We start from the raw sequence: 14,735 nt of genomic DNA, 5'->3' as shown, positions 1-14,735 counted from the left end.
CCGGATGCGTATTGGTTGTTCGATGAGTTCTTGCGGCGGGCGGCGTTGGTGTATTTGGCCGAGTTGCGGATGCCGATCAGTATCGAGCTGCCCACGATGAACCGGGACATGACCCAACCACACCGCTGACCCGGGTCCGCGACATCGAGGTGGCGTGTGATCGATGCCGTGTCGCATCGCGGCCCTCCGGTGTTGATGCCGGAGAATGGTGCACGTTGCGCGCGTCCCGGCTGTACTGTGATTCCCGCAATCCATCTCGATCACGTGACCTCGGTGCTTTGAAACACGGAGAATTCGATGTTCACCCGATGGAAGACGATAGCCGCCGCGTGTGTGGCCGCAGCGGTAACCGCTACTGTTCAACTCGGTGTCGCGCCTTTTGCCGATGGCGCACCGAGCCATTGCCCGGACTTGTACGTCGTGGCGATCCCCGGAACGTGGGAGACATCCAGTACCGATCCGGGTAAAGGAATGCTCGCATCGAGCCTGAACGGTTTACCCGGCGACGTCCAGGTCGACTACGTTCCTTACGCGGCGACGGCGTTCCCTTGGGAAACCGAAGTGTACGGCCGCTCCAAGCAAGAGGCGATCGACAAAGCGCGCACGTTGGCCTCGGACATGGCGCAAGCGTGCGAAGCCACCCGGATCGCGTTGCTCGGCTACAGCCAAGGCGCGGACGCCGCAGGTGATCTCGCGGCCGAGATCGGCACCGGCCTGGGCGTGATGCCGCCGCACCGGGTGGTCCTGGTCGGGCTGATCTCCGATCCTCGGCGCTCACCCAGCGACACCCTGATCGGCCCGCCCGTCCCGGGCGCCGGAGCGGCCGGACCTCGCCCGGGAGGTTTCGGCTGGCTCACCCCGCGCACCTACACCTTCTGCGCCGCGGGTGATCTGTACTGCGCGATGCCCGAGGGTGACTTCGCCGGACGGATCGCCGGCTTCTTCGTCCAGCTCTCGAATCCGGATCCGGGAAGAATCGGCAACTATCAGCAACAGGCGACCGAGATCATCGGCGACGCACTGGCCGCGGGCGGCCTGGGCCTGCTCTCCGACCAGATCAACACCTCCGCCTACGAACAGCGAAAGCAACAGATCGACGATTTCCTCAAATCCGGCATCCATCAGAGTTACCCCTCATACACCCTCGGCCCGGATGCGCTCACCCCTCTGACCTGGCTGCGGCAGCGCCTGATCGAGGAAGCCCGCCCCTGATCGTCCTCGGCCGCTGAGCGCGATGCGTCGCGCTCAGCGGCCGCTCCGTCGAGCGGGGTACTCGGGGACATCTTCTGGATCCGATTGCCGTGAGGTCACCGTCCGGCTTCGCCGGTGGGCGCTGCCCCGGCTGTCAGGGCAGCCGACGAAACAAATCGGTGCCGCGTGTCCGCGCGTTCGACGTGACGTGCCGCCTGCTCCGCGCTCATACGCAGATTGACGTCGGTTGCCTTCAGTTCTAAAGTGATGGCACTTGCCATCACTTCGAAAGGCGGCCTCACCATGGCCCTGTTCAACCCGAGTACCGAGACGTTCGAGGAATTCGACCCAGCCACGAGGGCTCGGCTGCGGTCGGTGGTCGACTTCTTCGAGAAGAAGGGCAAGCAGGCGCTCACCAGCGATGCGTTCCGGGCGGAGTGGTACGACGACTGGATGCGGTTCCTCGCCGAGAGCCGGATCATCGCCTACATGGCGACCCCGCGGGCAAGCTCGGGCGCTGATCCGGAAAAGCGCTGGGACACCGCGTTCATCTCCCGGTTCAACGAGATCACCGGTTTCTACGGATCGCAGTACTGGTACGCGTGGGGCGTGTCCACGCTCGGTCTCGCCACCATCTGGCAGAGCGCCAACGGCAAGGCGCATCTGCGTGCCGCCGAGGAACTCGACCGCGGCGGGATCATCGGCTTCGGACTGTCGGAAAAGGATCACGGAGCCGACATCTACGCCACCGACATGCTGCTGACGCCCGACGGTGCGGGCGGGTTCACCGCCACCGGCAGCAAGTACTACATCGGCAACGGCAACGTGGCCCGGATCGTGCCGACCATCGGCCGACGCACCGACCTCGAAGGGCCCGACGCGTACGTCTGGTTCATCGCCGACAGCCAGCACCCGAACTATCGGCTGGTCAAGAACGTCATCCACGGCCAGAATTTCGTCTCCGCCTACGACCTGGTGGACTATCCCGTCTCGGCCGACGACGTACTGCACGTCGGCCGAAAGGCATTCGACTCCGCCCTCGCCGCGGTCAACTGCGGTAAATTCAATATCGGCATGGTCGCGCTGGGCATCGTGGAGCACTGCTTCTACGAGACGATCAACCACGCGAGCGCCAAGATCCTGTTCGGGCATCCCGTCACCGATTTCGGGCAGGTTCGGCAAATCCTGTCCGACAGCTACGTTCGCATGAACGGCATGCGGCTCTACCACGAACGAGCGATCGATTACATGCGATGCTCGACCCCGGAGGATCGCCGCTTCGTGATGTTCAATTCCATCGGCAAGATGAAGGTAACGCGCGAAGCCGAGCGGGTGTTCCGGGAACTCTCGGATGTCATCTCCGCCAAGGGTTTCGAGAAGGACAGCTACTTCGCCACCGCCCGCGGCACGATCGACTCCATGCCACGGCTGGAAGGCACCGCCCATGTCAATATGGCACTCACGCTGAAATTCATGCCGAACTTCCTCTTCGATCCGGCGCAGTTGCCTCCGGTACCGGTACGCCGGGATCCGGGCGACGACGAATCGCTGTTCCGGCAGCCGGGCGCCGCGGGATTGGGCAAGGTCCGATTCGCCGATTGGCGGTCGGCCTATGCGAATTTCCGCCACCTGCCCAACGTGGCCCTTTTCATCGAGCAGGCGGAGCGATTCACCCGGTTCCCGGTGGAGGCGCCGCCGACCCCGGCGCAGTTGGAGGATCTGGACTACCAATTGGCGGTGGGGGAGTTGTTCACGCTGCTGCCCTACGGACAGCTCATCCTGGAGCAGGCCGCGATCGTCGGGACATCCGAAGACATCGTGGATTCCATCTTCGAGGTATTCGTGCGCGACTTCTCGGCCTACGCGCTCGGACTGTTCTCCAAGGCTTCTTCGACCTCCGCGCAGCAGGATTGGGCCTTGAATGTGTTGCGCAAACCGGTCGTCGACGAGCAGCGAACCGCGCGTCTGCACGACGAGGTGATGAGCTACGCGGGCGCATTCGAGATGAGTCCGTAGTTATATGTCGGCCTCCTCCAGTTTGCCCCGCATCAGCTTGCCGGTGGCGTTTCGCGGCAGCTCGTCGACGAACACCACCTCGCGGGGGACTTTGTGGCGGGCGAGGTTCGCTCTGACGTAGTCCTTGATCTCCTGTGGGTCGCGCTCGGCGCCCTCGGCGGGAACGACGAAGGCGCGCAGTCGTTTTCCGAAGTCCGCGTCCTCGACGCCCACGACCGCGGCTTCGAGGATGTCGGGGCGGTCGACCAGGAGGTTCTCCACTTCCAGTGGGTAGACGTTCTCGCCGCCGGAGATGATCATGTCGTCGTCGCGGCCGTCGATGAACAGGCGGCCGTCGGCGTCGAAGTGGCCGACGTCGCCGCTGGACAGCAGCCCGTCGACGATTTCCTTGTTCCGGCCGTCGGTGTAGCCGGAGAAGCTGAGTCCGCTCGAGACGAAGATCGTGCCCACCTCGCCGGGTGTGGTGATCTTCTTGCGCTGCGCGTCGTAGAGCGCGACGCGGCAACCCACGGGAGGTTTGCCGACGGTTCCCGGCGCCACTCGCATGTCGTGCGGAGTGGCCACGGCGGCGACCGCGACTTCGGTCGAGGCGTAGAGGTTGTACAGCACCTCACCGAAAGCGTCGGCCGTGCGCCTGCTGAGGTCCGGCGAGACGGGTGATCCCGCGGTGAAGACGACTTTCAGTGATGTCGTGTCGTACTGCTCGAGCACGGCGGGGCCGAGGTCGAGGATGCGTTGCAGCATGGTCGGTACGACGACCAAGGTGGCGGCGCGGTGATCGGCGACGTTGGCGAGGGTTCGTCGCGGATCGAACTTGCGCTGCTGGAAGACGATCTTGTTGCCCAACGCCCAGCCGAGAGTGAACTGCGACAGACCGGTGCCGTGGAAGATGGGGGCCGCCATCACGACCGTGTCGTTGCGCGGCATCGGCACCCGGTGCAGGAATTGCGCCGATTGCAATGGTGAGACCTTGTCTCGTGGGGCGCCTTTGGGCGTGCCGGTGGTCCCACTGGTCAGAATGACGATGCCGCCGGGGCGTTTCGGGGCAGGCAGCGGCGCGGTCGAGTTCGGCGCGATGAGCAGGTCGATCGTCGGTGTCTGCGCCTCGACGGCGTCGGCCTCGTCCACCCAGGTCAGGATGCGCGGCACCGATCCGGGAACCGCGCCGAGCAATGGGAGGAATTCGCTGTCGAGCAGGAGCGCCCCGACGTTCTCCCGCTCGGCGACCTCGGCGAGCTGGGGCCCGGCGAAGCCGGTGTTCATCAACACGACGCGGGCGCCCAGCTTCCCGGCCGCCAAGAGCGTCAACACCATTCCGCGGTGGTCGCGGCACAGCGCCGCGAGGACGGTGCCGGAGCTTATCCCCGCGCCGATGAGCCCTCGGGCCAGCGCGTTCGACTGCTGATCGAGTTGAGCGAAGGTAAGTGTTCCGCGTTCATCGGTGATGGCGGGGGCGGCGCCATGGCGGCGGGTGGCGTGTGCCAGCACAGTGACGAACGGGCCGTACACGGAAGCCTCCCGCATCACGCGGATGGTCTCGGACGGGCGCGCCGGATCGAACATCCCGCGCTTGGCCAGCACGACGGCCGCCGATGCCAGGTCGGCTATCGAGCGGACTGCCGCGAGCGGCGATCCCAGTGTCTTTCTCATGGAATACCTCCGGTTGGGCCGATCGGCGATCGAGCCCCGTCCCGCCGACACCGCCCCCGCGCCTCATGACGCCTATCGCGAGGAAAGAATGCGCGGTCACATATGCGTGAGCGCAAGCCGGAGCGGCCGGGGGTTCGTGGTTGCCGATCGTGCGTGTTGTTGAGAGAATGATTTGTAACTTATACCAACATCTCGCGGGAGTTCGGCATGTCCAGTCCTGAACCGTCGGCGCCGCTGCTGCCCTCACCCGATGTGGATCTCGGTCGCCGCCGCCGCTACATGGCGGGCCCTGCGGCACTGCTGGGTGGCCCGGCCAACGTGATCATGCAGCTGAGCTTCCCTCCGGTGGGCCGCGGCGTTGTCGAGAGCACGGTCGACAGCGGCCGGTACACCCTGCATCCGCGCAAGCGCGGCCGCACGACCCTGACCTACCTGGCGGTGGCGATGCTCGGCACCGAGGAAGACCGGGCGGCCTATCGTGCGGCGGTGAACACGTCGCACCGTTATGTGCGATCCGGCCCCGACAGTCCGGTGAAGTACAACGCCTTCGATCCGGAACTGCAGTTGTGGGTCGCGGCGTGCCTCTACCGCGGCACGATCGATTCCCTGACCTACCTGTACGGCCCGGCGGATGACGATCTGGCCGACGAGGTGTACCGCGAGTCCAGCCGGTTCGGAACCACGTTGCAGATGCGACCGGAGTTGTGGCCGCGAGATCGCGCGGCGTTCGCGCGGTACTGGGACTCGAAGCTGCCGGATCTCACCCTGGATGACGAGGTGCGGGCGTATCTGCTCGACGAAGTCGTCGATCTGGGGCCCTACCGACGCCTCGAGCGATGGGCGTTCCGCCGGGTGAACCGGTTCTTCACCACGGGCTTTCTCCCGCAACATTTCCGCGACGAACTGGGGCTGGCTTGGAGCCCTCGCCGCCAGCGGATCTTCGAGGTGACGATGCGCTCGATCGGTCTGGTACTGCGAGTGTTTCCCGAGCGCTGGCGGTTGTATCCGTTCGAGACCTACCTCCACGATATGCGCAGGCGGCGCGCGCTCGGAAAGCCGTTGGTGTGAGGACCGTTCCGCGTCGTGGGAATGGCTCGGAATCCGTGGATCCGCCACCATCGCTGCTGCGAAAGTATCTCGGCGACCGGCGCTTCGCGTTGGCGCTTCCCCGGGCGGTGGCTCTGCAGATTCTGCATCCCGCGATCGCCGCGGCGCTCACCGAGCACGTGACCTACCGCCTGTGGTGGCACAAGCGCCGCACCGTCAACGCGATGGTGCAGATCGCGTACTCCGACCGTGATCTGCGGTCGCTGATCCATGCGGGGCACGCCCACGTGCGTGGCACCGATGATCTCGGCGCGCGCTACCACGCTCTGCGGCCGGATGTCTTCTTCTTTCAGCATGCGACCTATGTCGACACGCTGTTCTTCGCGATCAACACCTTCATTCGTCCACTGACGCCCGCGGAAAGCGAGCGCCTCTACAGCGAGTGCGTCGAATGGTATGACCGCTACGGAATTTCCGCGCGGCATATGCCGGGCACGCTGCCGGAGTTTCGCGACTATGTCGAACAGACCTGCGCGACAGCGCTGCAGGCCAGTCCAGCCGCGCTGCGACTGGCGCCACAGGTGTTGCGCCCGGACGCGTGGATACCACGGGCGTTGCCGAACGCTGTCGTACGAGCGATGCAACACCCGCGAGCGCGTGATCTGCTCGATGTGCCGGAGCATCGGGCGGACCGGCCCGCGCTGCGGGTGTATGCGTCGATGCTGAGGAACTCCGCACGCGCCGCACCGCATCGCCTGAGGTATCTCCACCCCGCTCGAACGGCGCCCGTCGGGACATCGGCATGACAGACGGGCCGACGTTCCGGCGGTCGGCCGCCCTGCCCTGGGGGGAGCTGTGGGCCGCTACACCATCACCGCGGAGACAGAGTCGAGCGTCGCCTCGATGCTCCGGGTACCGTGCTCGACGGCCCGGGACTCCCGAAGCTGACCCCGGGGGCAAAGTAACGCGCGGGTAGGTGTTTTCGCTCTACGGTTGCCGATCGTGCGTCATGAGTGGTCGCCCGAGGATCTGATCGGGGCGTGGACGCTGGTCGAGAAGGACTGGCGGTTGGTGGGCGATAAGGCGGGTGCGACCCGGCTGGGTTTCAGCCTGTTGCTGAAGTTCTTCGAGCTGGAGGGCCGGTTCCCACGCGGTCCGGAGGATCTTCCGGCGGTCGCGGTGGATTACGTTGCCGGGCAGGTGAAGGTTGATGCGGCGGAGTTCGCGAGTATCCCTGGCATGGGCGTTCGGCGAAGTATCACCGTGCGCAGGTCCGCGAGGAGTTCAGGTTCCGCGAGTTCACCCGTGCCGACGAGGAGCGGCTGACCGAGTGGCTTGCGGCTGAGATGTGCCCGGTGGACTTCCGCGAGGAGAAGCTGCATGAGGCACTGCTGGTGCAGTGCCGCGCTGAGCGTATCGAGCCGCCTGGGCGCGGCGAGCGGATGGTCGGGTCGGCGCGATCGACGTTCGAGCAGCGGTTCTGCGAGCGAACGGTGGCGCGGCTGTCAGCTGGGTCGGTGGCTGCGCTCGGTGAGCTGGTCGATGCCGGTCCGGTGACTGATGGTCGGAATCTGTTGGCAGAGTTGAAGTCCGATCCGGGCAAGGTCAGTTTGGAGACGCTGCTGCGGGAGATCGACAAGCTGGCGGCGGTGCGGACGGTGAAGTTGCCGGCGGATCTGTTCTGCGATGCCAGCGAGAAGCTGGTCGATGCCTGGCGGGCGCGGGCGGCCCGGTCGTTTCCGTCCGATCTGCGCGCTGCCGACACGTCGGTGCGGTTGACGTTGCTGGCGGCGTTGGGCTGGAAGCGGTCCTCGGAGATCACTGATGCGCTGGTGTGACAGTGGGAGAGCGTGTCGGTTTAGTCACGCGACCGCGGTTCATACGTTCTTCCGGCAGCACATGGGTATGACGCCCACCGAATTCCGCCGCCTGTTTCAAGGATGAGTGCCGCCGTCTGCGATATCTCAGTCTTTGAGAGTGCCCCGCTGAGCGGTGAGCGCGACCCGGGTCAGGAGGTCTCGGAACTGGGCCCGCTGTTCGTCGTTCAACTCCGCGAGCAGCCGTTTTTCGGCGGCCGCGACATCAGTTCGCATGCGCAGCAGTTGCGATCGGCCTTCGTCCGACAGGATCACGTGGCGGGCCCGCCGGTCCTGCGGGTTCGGGCGTCGCGACAGCAGACCCTGCCCCTCCAGGTCGTCGAGAAGGTAGGTCATCACCGTCCGGTCGAGACCGACCTGGCCAGCCAGTTCGAGTTGGGTGGGGGGTTTGTCCCCGGCCTCGGCCAATGCCACGAGGACCAGGTAGGCGCGTGATCCTCCGGGCAGGGTCTCCGAGGCGTCGGCCGCGGCGCGCCGAAGCGCCCCCGAGATCATGCGAATGGCCCAGACCAGGTCGTTGTCCAGGGCGAGGCACTTGGCGCTGCTGTTCGCTCGGCCGCGGGGTTCGGAGGGCATCCCGCCACCGTAGCACTTTTCTGCAGACCGGCAGATAGTCTGTTTTACAGAACATCTGCCCGACATCGTGCCTCGGGGCGTGTTCGGCGCCGGTGTCGGGACGAAATGTTACCCAGATCACTTTTCTTGCGAGCAGATGTTCTGTTGTACATACTATCTGCATGACAGCAGAACTATTCGGAGGTGCCGGCACCATGAAGCTGTTCCGTCTCGACGCGAGCATCCGTACCGAAGGATCGGTGAGCCGCGCCCTCGCCGACACCGCCGAGCAGGCGTGGCTCGCCCAGCACCCGAGCGGCGTCGTGGTCCGGCGTGACCTCGGGCTCCAGCCGCTGCCCGGGGACGCGTGGACGGCTCTCGCCCATGAAGTCGTCAACCCGGCCGCACCGGCCCCGCGCGAGGCGCACGCGCTCCTCGACCGTCTCGGCGCGGAACTGCTCGAGGCCGACGCGTTCCTGTTCGCGGTGCCGATGTACAACTGGAACGTCCCGGAGCAGGTCAAGACCTGGATCGACCTGATCCTGAAGCACCCCCAGGTGGGGGTGCATGGTGACTGGCCGCTCAAGGGCAAGCCGGCGATCCTGACGCTGAGCCGGGGCGGTGGCTACGGCCCCGGCTCCCCGAAGGAGGGCTGGGACTACGCCACGCCCTACCTGCGCAGGATCCTGGCCGACGTCTTCGGCCTCGACCTGCACATCGCCGAGGCGGAGCTGACCCACGCGTTCTGGGACCCGAAGATGGAGTCGCTGCGAGGGCTGGCCGAAGAGTCGATGAAGACGGGCCACGAGCAGGCCGCCGAGCACGACGTGCGGGTCGCCCAACTGATCGGGGCCTGACCACCCCCCCGGGTCTGTCCCGCAGATCACCGCGAGCCGCGCGCCCCCGCACCGATCTGCGAGACAGACCCGAGAACAGTCATTCCCAAGGCGTTCCTGAAAGGACTGCACATGGGCGATGGAGCCGCAGTGCGGGAGACGGCCGGTCCGTCGTCGGTCATGCAGAAGGCGTTCGATCTGCTGGACGTGTTCCGTAACGGCCGCGTGCTGACGCTGAGTGAGGTGGCGCGCCGCGCCGGTCTGCCGAAATCGACGGCCTACCCCGTCCTCGCGATGCTCGTCCGGGTGGGGGCGGTCGAACACGAGGGCACCGGCTACCGGATCGCGTTCCGGATGATGGCCCTCGGTGCGGCCTCGGCGGCACGATCGCCGCTGGAAGCGGTCCGAGAAGCAACGCCTGGCCATCATGTGCAGATCGACGTCAAGTTCTGCTGCCGCACCTGAACCGCTCCGACAGCTGTCTCGGTAACGTAGGTTCGCGAGAAACATCGACACCTGGATTATCCGCCCAGGTCGGAAGCGTCTCACATGCCGTGTCCGCTTCAACGTCTCGCTGTTGGGGGTTCGCGATACGCTCCCGCCCGTGAGAATCGGCTACGGACGGGTCTCCACCCGCGACCAGCACCCCGAAGCGCAACACGACGCGCTGACCGCCGCCGAGTGCGACCAGATCTTCGTCGACAAAGCCTCCGGCAAGCTCGCCAGCCGCCCCGAACTCGACAAGGCGCTGCTGTCGGCCAACCGCAAAGGCGACCCACTTGTGGTCACCAAGCTCGACCGCCTCGGCCGATCACTCGAGAATCTGATCGAGCTATCCAAGACCCTCGAAGCCCGCAGCGTGGACCTCGTGGTGCTCGACCAGAACATCGACACCTCCACCGCCATGGGCCGCATGTTCTTCCAGATCCTCGGAGCTATCGCCGAATTCGAGCACGCCCTCATGTCCGAACGCACCCGCGACGGCCTCACCGCCGCACGAACCCGCGGCCGCACCGGCGGCCAGAAACCCAAGCTCGGGCCACGCCAAGTGAGACTCGCCCAGCAGATGTACGACGAACTCGGCGACGACGGCAAACGCCGCTACACCGTCAACCAAATCGCCGCCGAATTCGGCGTCACCATCTACCCCCACCTCGACAAGAAGCCCACGACCAGCGGCTAGAACGCTACTTTGCCCCGTGGGTCAGCTTCGGGAGTCATGGGCCTCGACACTGTGTGGACGGTCCTCGAGGGGCACCAGACCTGGCGCGGAGCCGGAAACGGTGCTGCGGAGTTGCTTCCGTGGCGAGCATGCCCTGGGAATTCAGGGGCGCAGACGCCTCACGCTCACACCCCATGCTGCGGCAGAATCAGGCAGACCGAGTGTGGCAAAGGATGGGCGGTGGCGACGATCCGTACTTGGAAATCGAACTCGACCCGTCGCGCGCAGCGTCGAACCCGCACCGAAGTCCAACGGCGCACCGCCCAGCTGCAACCGTTCACACTGACCGCGTTCGGCCGAATCCTGGCCTCCGCCAGTGGTATCCCGGTCAGTATCGCCGCCAGCTCCAGTCTGCCGCCATCGGTGGCGGGCAGGTGGCTGCGCACCGGCACGGGAGATCTCATCGAATTCGACGCCGACCTGCCCGAGATCGCCCGCATCAACACCGTGCTGCACGAGGCAGGCCACATCCTGTACGGCCACGCCTCGGTCGAGCATCGGGTCGACGCGGGCCAGGCGCTGTGTTCCATACTCGGTCCCGCAGCCATCGCACGCTTCGCGCACGTCAGATACCGATCGGCCTACGACACCGGGAGCGAGCGCGAAGCAGAGGACTTCGCCAGGCAAACCCTGCGCACGATCCTGTGGAGTGACGCGGGCACCGGTGAGTCTGCCGGGTTGCTTGCGGCGCTGGGCTTTCCGCGCACTCGGATCGAGTAGGCGAGTGGCACAGTTCGCCGGGGCGATCTCGGTGTTCATCGGTGTGGGTCTGGGCGCGTTGGCATGGCAGCTGGCACCGCAGGGCGCTCGGGGACAATGGCGGCCCATCGCCATCCTCGGGTTGGTCGCGCTCAGCTACCTCTTGCTCACTCCGGCCTTCCAGGGCGTGTTCGCGCCTCTCCGCGTCAACACCGCATACTTGTCGAGCAACCTGTGCGCTGTGACCGCAATAGTCCTGACCACCCTGTACTGGCGAAACCATCTGTCGGCCGATCCGCCGACGCGGCAACGGGTACTTGTGGCACGCGCGGTATACGGGTCTGTCGGAGTAGTTCTGGTCTCGCTCTTCATGACTTCGCCGCAGCAGCCGGATGGCTTGGGTTTCGCGCGGGAATTCTCCGGGAATCCGCGGATGCAACTGTACTGGGCTGTCCAGGCGATCGTGGTGATCCACGCGATGTCCACCTTGGCGGGTGCGGCGGCTCGCGCCGGTGTGCGCGAGCGCCAGTGGCGGCGAATCCTTTTGAGTGTGCTGGCAGGCGTGTGCGTGCTGCTCGTCGGGTACGAGATCTGGGTGCTCGTCGTCGTCGGTCTATGGCCGGCTATGCCGCCGCTGTGGGCGCAACGCCTTACCATCTCGTTTCAAGTCGTGGTGAGTGTTCTGCTGGTGGTCGGCACAACCGGTCCTGTCGTGCTGGGGATACTTCGAAGCGCTCGACTGGCCCGCTCCTACATCGAACGACTCGCACCCCTGCACCATTGGCTGACGCAACGCTACCCGCAGGTGCGATTTCGCTCCCGGGTGAGCAGGCGCGCGGAAACACGCGTGACCGATATGTTGATCGAGGTCAGCGACGCCCTACGACTGCTGCAACGCGAAGCACCGGCGTTGGCCGCGGCCTACCGGCTGGACCACGAATCGATCAGCGCCGCAGCGCGCGACAGTTCCCGCCACGCGGCCTACGAACTCGCTGCCGCAGAGTTTTTCCACGCCCGAACCCCTTCGGTCCTGAGCGCAAACCACGGGTAGCCGGGCTTCGGCGCCCACCGACCGCGATTACCGGGATGCTCGCGGCGGAACTGCTGTCGAACAGGCCCCCGGCCGGGCGTCGTCGCGCCTCATGATGGGGGTTCAGGCAGATCCGGCGGGTCCGGGGGAAGCCCTTCTTGTACGCGGAGGAACTTCAGGTAGTCGATCAACGAGGCCAACGACTGCTGGGACAGATCCATCGCGCGGAAGGCTACGGCTTCGAGGCCGGGGGCCGTGCTCAGGCGCAGGTATTCGATCTCTTGGCGGCCGCGCTGCCAGGCTTCCTCATCGGTGAAGAATCGAATGTCCACGTCGAATGCCGCGGCAAGGCCGGTGGCATGTTTGAGTGAGGGGTTCTGCTTCAGCCCGGAACGCAATTGCGCGACGTATACCGCCGAAATCGGGTAGCCGAGGTCGGTGGCGCGGCGCGCTATCTCGTCGGCGGTATAGCGTCTGCCTTCGGGGTTCGGCATCGTTCGGAACAAGTACTCGAGGCGGTCGGAGAAGGCGCCATTGCCCATACCGCGCGCTCCTTCTCGACTCGAACTTCGATCAGCAGTTATGCTACAGCATAACTGCTGGTTCGTGGCGCGCACGACCCTCGGCTCTCGCGTCATCGCCACCGAACTCGGCGGGTGCTCGACGGGGCAACCCTGCGGCGCATCGGTGCGTCCGTACGCACCTCGTCCGCGGTGCGTGCGGGTTACGGCTTGCGCGTGGCCGGACGACGAGGTGCCATAGGTGTGACTTGGGTCATATTTCGAGCCGCCGTACCGCTAGTGCCGAGGCATAATTATTATACTTCAGTATAATTCTTGATACGGCGACGGTTTTACCGATCGCTGCATCTTTACTAGGGAATAGGTAGAAGAATTGGCATACACAGTCGCGATGCCGCGCGCGACCGGCCATTCGTCGACGGATGGTCCCGTGGCCTGCAACTACATCGGTAATCGCATGGGTGATATCCGTCTAGATGAATGTATCGACTGTATGCCTGTGAGCCGATCTGCTCCGTCGAGGCCCTCTACTTCGAATCGGATGTGCTCGAACAGTGGCGTTCCAGCTGTGGTTTCGCCGATCGAACCGGCGCGATTCACGGGCCGTCGGCGGTCCGGCGTTACCGGCCGGGTGTGCGTAAGCGTCCACGGTGCCGCGCAGCGGATAGCGGGCTGAGATGGGAAGGACGAAAGACGTCATGGGACTGCTGACGAAGGGGCCGTTCGAGATGGTCGGCCGGGCCGAGCGAACTCTCGTCGACGTGGAATCGGTCTTGTGCCGGGTGGAGGATACGTTCGCCAGGACCGAGGCGACCCTCGACGTCGTCAGCACCACGTTGACCACCGCGGCGCAGACAATGGTGGCGTCTCGGACCACCCTCGCGGCGGTGGACGAGCGGCTCGCGGAAGTGAACACCATGACGCGTGAGGCCGTCGCGCTGATGGAGGGGACACGCGCCCTGCTGGACGACCTGCTTGCCGTGGTGGAGAAGCTGGCGGCGCAACCGGTCGCCGGAGGCATTCGACGGTGAGACATCGAGACCGCCCGCACTAGCGACAGCAAACTCGATCGCCGTTGGGTAAACCGCCCATTACGGCTCGGCCCGAGTCGTCGCATGCGTCGGCACGTGCCAGCGATGTGTAACCGCTGACCACCGTGAATGCAGCCGTGACCTTCGCGCTGCCCCGGGAATGCCAATCAGTAATTCCCACCTTCCGCGATTGCTCTGCGTACCATAACCGGCATGCAGCTATCAACCCGCAATCAACTCGACGGCACCGTCATCTCCATCACCCGCGGCGAGGCCATGGCCGTCGTCCGTGTGCGGCTCACCGGAGGTGACGAGATCACCTCCTCGATCACCCGAGACGCGGTCGACGACCTGGAACTCACCGAGGGCTCGGCCGTCAAAGTCCTCATCAAAGCGACAGAGGTGGCGCTCGGCGTCGAATAGTCGCGCTGCTGCCGGACCGGCGAATCCGGCCGAGCGGGCTCACCAGCCTTCTCGCCCTGCCGGGTGCCGCCAGCGCTCCACGACGACCTGATAGGGATCGTCGTAGACGATCCGGCCCGGAGCATCGGAACTCAGGCGGGACCATTCGATGTCGTGGGCGTCCAGAATCGCCAGATAGCCGTTCACGCGTGCGATCAAATGGGTGGCCGAGGACTTGAACCACGCTTCGGCCTCCGGATGGCGGCGTCGGTCATAGGGCGAGGGATCGAGGCGTCCGGGATCGACGAGATTATCGTGGTACCAGTCATTTTCACGGCGCCGGAACCGCTCTTGCTGTGCGGTGAGGCGCCCCGCCCGAGCCAGGCCGTTGACCAATGCGAAGACTCCGGGATACCGGCCGTGACGGTTGGGCGCTGCCGCCTGGTACCGGATGAAGAGCATGTCGGCCGCGTCGGTGTCGGATGCGGAGCGCAACGGTTCACCTCCGCAGTCGGCGCAGAGCTTCGGTGCAACGGGATTCACCATATCCGCGAATCCGCCCTTCCACCGCGAAGCATGGGAAGTCGGCGGGTGAGATTCCCCGCGGGGCCGGCGGCGGTTCGATTCATTGGTTTCGGGTCGGGGAATTCGGTTCCGA

General features: G+C 65.5%; 15 protein-coding genes and 1 pseudogene. 12 read left to right on the top strand and 4 right to left on the bottom strand.

The features are described 5' to 3' along the window. Nucleotides 1–297 precede the first annotated feature (297 nt). Together ABZ803_RS14495 and ABZ803_RS14490 are read left to right on the top strand one after the other, a co-directional pair. Nucleotides 298–1,212 carry a cutinase family protein gene (locus ABZ803_RS14495; RefSeq protein ID WP_357037174.1) on the top strand — a complete coding sequence of 305 codons (915 nt, stop codon included), beginning with the start codon at nucleotides 298–300 and terminating at the stop codon, nucleotides 1,210–1,212. Nucleotides 1,213–1,428: 216 nt separating this feature from the next. Then, on the top strand, nucleotides 1,429–3,207 hold the full coding sequence (locus ABZ803_RS14490; RefSeq protein WP_357037171.1) for an acyl-CoA dehydrogenase family protein: 1,779 nt from the start codon (nucleotides 1,429–1,431) through the stop codon (nucleotides 3,205–3,207). On the opposite strand, the gene ABZ803_RS14485 is transcribed toward ABZ803_RS14490, so the two are convergent. Next, nucleotides 3,208–4,857, bottom strand: coding sequence for an acyl-CoA synthetase (locus tag ABZ803_RS14485; protein WP_357037168.1), 1,650 nt, complete (start codon nucleotides 4,855–4,857; stop codon nucleotides 3,208–3,210). A gap of 207 nt (nucleotides 4,858–5,064) precedes the next feature. On the opposite strand from ABZ803_RS14485, the gene ABZ803_RS14480 reads away from it, so the two are divergent. From ABZ803_RS14480 to ABZ803_RS14470, 3 genes and pseudogenes are all read left to right on the top strand, one after another. Beyond that, entirely contained in the window at nucleotides 5,065–5,925 is an 861-nt protein-coding gene (locus tag ABZ803_RS14480; protein WP_357037166.1) for an oxygenase MpaB family protein, read from the top strand. Beyond that, nucleotides 5,922–6,710 (top strand): oxygenase MpaB family protein, encoded by a 789-nt coding sequence (locus ABZ803_RS14475; RefSeq protein WP_357037163.1) that lies wholly within the window; start codon nucleotides 5,922–5,924, stop codon nucleotides 6,708–6,710. The genes ABZ803_RS14480 and ABZ803_RS14475 overlap by 4 nt, the downstream gene beginning before the upstream one ends. Nucleotides 6,711–6,906: 196 nt before the next feature. Then, nucleotides 6,907–7,742 (top strand): annotated as a pseudogene (locus ABZ803_RS14470) (DUF4158 domain-containing protein). Between the two features lie 126 nt (nucleotides 7,743–7,868). Here the strand turns inward: ABZ803_RS14470 and ABZ803_RS14465 are convergent. Next, complete coding sequence (locus tag ABZ803_RS14465; RefSeq protein ID WP_357037160.1) at nucleotides 7,869–8,357, bottom strand: MarR family transcriptional regulator; 489 nt, start codon at nucleotides 8,355–8,357, stop codon at nucleotides 7,869–7,871. Nucleotides 8,358–8,518: 161 nt separating this feature from the next. On the opposite strand from ABZ803_RS14465, the gene ABZ803_RS14460 reads away from it, so the two are divergent. From ABZ803_RS14460 to ABZ803_RS14440, 5 genes are all read left to right on the top strand, one after another. Continuing rightward, nucleotides 8,519–9,193, top strand: a complete 675-nt coding sequence (locus ABZ803_RS14460; RefSeq protein ID WP_357037158.1) for an NAD(P)H-dependent oxidoreductase — start codon at nucleotides 8,519–8,521, stop codon at nucleotides 9,191–9,193. A gap of 111 nt (nucleotides 9,194–9,304) precedes the next feature. Continuing rightward, complete coding sequence (locus ABZ803_RS14455; protein ID WP_357037155.1) at nucleotides 9,305–9,637, top strand: helix-turn-helix domain-containing protein; 333 nt, start codon at nucleotides 9,305–9,307, stop codon at nucleotides 9,635–9,637. Between the two features lie 139 nt (nucleotides 9,638–9,776). Next, nucleotides 9,777–10,355: a recombinase family protein gene (locus tag ABZ803_RS14450; protein ID WP_357037152.1), complete on the top strand. Its 579-nt coding sequence runs from the start codon at nucleotides 9,777–9,779 to the stop codon at nucleotides 10,353–10,355. 219 nt (nucleotides 10,356–10,574) lie between these two features. After that, nucleotides 10,575–11,114, top strand: a complete 540-nt coding sequence (locus ABZ803_RS14445) for a hypothetical protein (protein WP_357037149.1) — start codon at nucleotides 10,575–10,577, stop codon at nucleotides 11,112–11,114. A 4-nt stretch (nucleotides 11,115–11,118) separates the two neighbouring features. Continuing rightward, complete coding sequence (locus tag ABZ803_RS14440) at nucleotides 11,119–12,144, top strand: hypothetical protein (RefSeq protein WP_357037146.1); 1,026 nt, start codon at nucleotides 11,119–11,121, stop codon at nucleotides 12,142–12,144. An 89-nt stretch (nucleotides 12,145–12,233) separates the two neighbouring features. Here ABZ803_RS14440 and ABZ803_RS14435 read toward each other — a convergent pair whose 3' ends face one another. Then, nucleotides 12,234–12,665, bottom strand: coding sequence for a hypothetical protein (locus ABZ803_RS14435; RefSeq protein WP_062977222.1), 432 nt, complete (start codon nucleotides 12,663–12,665; stop codon nucleotides 12,234–12,236). Nucleotides 12,666–13,342: 677 nt separating this feature from the next. On the opposite strand from ABZ803_RS14435, the gene ABZ803_RS14430 reads away from it, so the two are divergent. Both ABZ803_RS14430 and ABZ803_RS14425 read left to right on the top strand, forming a co-directional pair. Beyond that, entirely contained in the window at nucleotides 13,343–13,675 is a 333-nt protein-coding gene (locus tag ABZ803_RS14430; RefSeq protein ID WP_357037143.1) for a hypothetical protein, read from the top strand. Between the two features lie 213 nt (nucleotides 13,676–13,888). Next, on the top strand, nucleotides 13,889–14,098 hold the full coding sequence (locus ABZ803_RS14425; RefSeq protein ID WP_040871865.1) for a TOBE domain-containing protein: 210 nt from the start codon (nucleotides 13,889–13,891) through the stop codon (nucleotides 14,096–14,098). A 39-nt stretch (nucleotides 14,099–14,137) separates the two neighbouring features. On the opposite strand, the gene ABZ803_RS14420 is transcribed toward ABZ803_RS14425, so the two are convergent. Further along, on the bottom strand, nucleotides 14,138–14,572 hold the full coding sequence (locus ABZ803_RS14420) for a hypothetical protein (RefSeq protein ID WP_357037140.1): 435 nt from the start codon (nucleotides 14,570–14,572) through the stop codon (nucleotides 14,138–14,140). Between the last annotated feature and the right edge of the window lie 163 nt (nucleotides 14,573–14,735).

It is taken from the genome of Nocardia sp. NPDC047648 (assembly GCF_040642815.1).
GTDB lineage: Bacteria > Actinomycetota > Actinomycetes > Mycobacteriales > Mycobacteriaceae > Nocardia > Nocardia gamkensis.
This window is presented reverse-complemented; position numbering and strand designations above follow the sequence as displayed.

What these genes read in the sequence shown, in the direction of transcription:
- ABZ803_RS14495 (WP_357037174.1), top strand. Translation starts at nt 298, where the DNA reads ATGTTCACCCGATGGAAGACGATAGCCGCCGCGTGTGTGGCCGCAGCG.
- ABZ803_RS14485 (WP_357037168.1), bottom strand. Translation starts at nt 4,857, where the DNA reads ATGAGAAAGACACTGGGATCGCCGCTCGCGGCAGTCCGCTCGATAGCC.
- ABZ803_RS14480 (WP_357037166.1), top strand. Translation starts at nt 5,065, where the DNA reads ATGTCCAGTCCTGAACCGTCGGCGCCGCTGCTGCCCTCACCCGATGTG.
- ABZ803_RS14465 (WP_357037160.1), bottom strand. Translation starts at nt 8,357, where the DNA reads ATGCCCTCCGAACCCCGCGGCCGAGCGAACAGCAGCGCCAAGTGCCTC.
- ABZ803_RS14460 (WP_357037158.1), top strand. Translation starts at nt 8,519, where the DNA reads ATGACAGCAGAACTATTCGGAGGTGCCGGCACCATGAAGCTGTTCCGT.
- ABZ803_RS14455 (WP_357037155.1), top strand. Translation starts at nt 9,305, where the DNA reads ATGGGCGATGGAGCCGCAGTGCGGGAGACGGCCGGTCCGTCGTCGGTC.
- ABZ803_RS14435 (WP_062977222.1), bottom strand. Translation starts at nt 12,665, where the DNA reads ATGGGCAATGGCGCCTTCTCCGACCGCCTCGAGTACTTGTTCCGAACG.
- ABZ803_RS14430 (WP_357037143.1), top strand. Translation starts at nt 13,343, where the DNA reads ATGGGACTGCTGACGAAGGGGCCGTTCGAGATGGTCGGCCGGGCCGAG.
- ABZ803_RS14425 (WP_040871865.1), top strand. Translation starts at nt 13,889, where the DNA reads ATGCAGCTATCAACCCGCAATCAACTCGACGGCACCGTCATCTCCATC.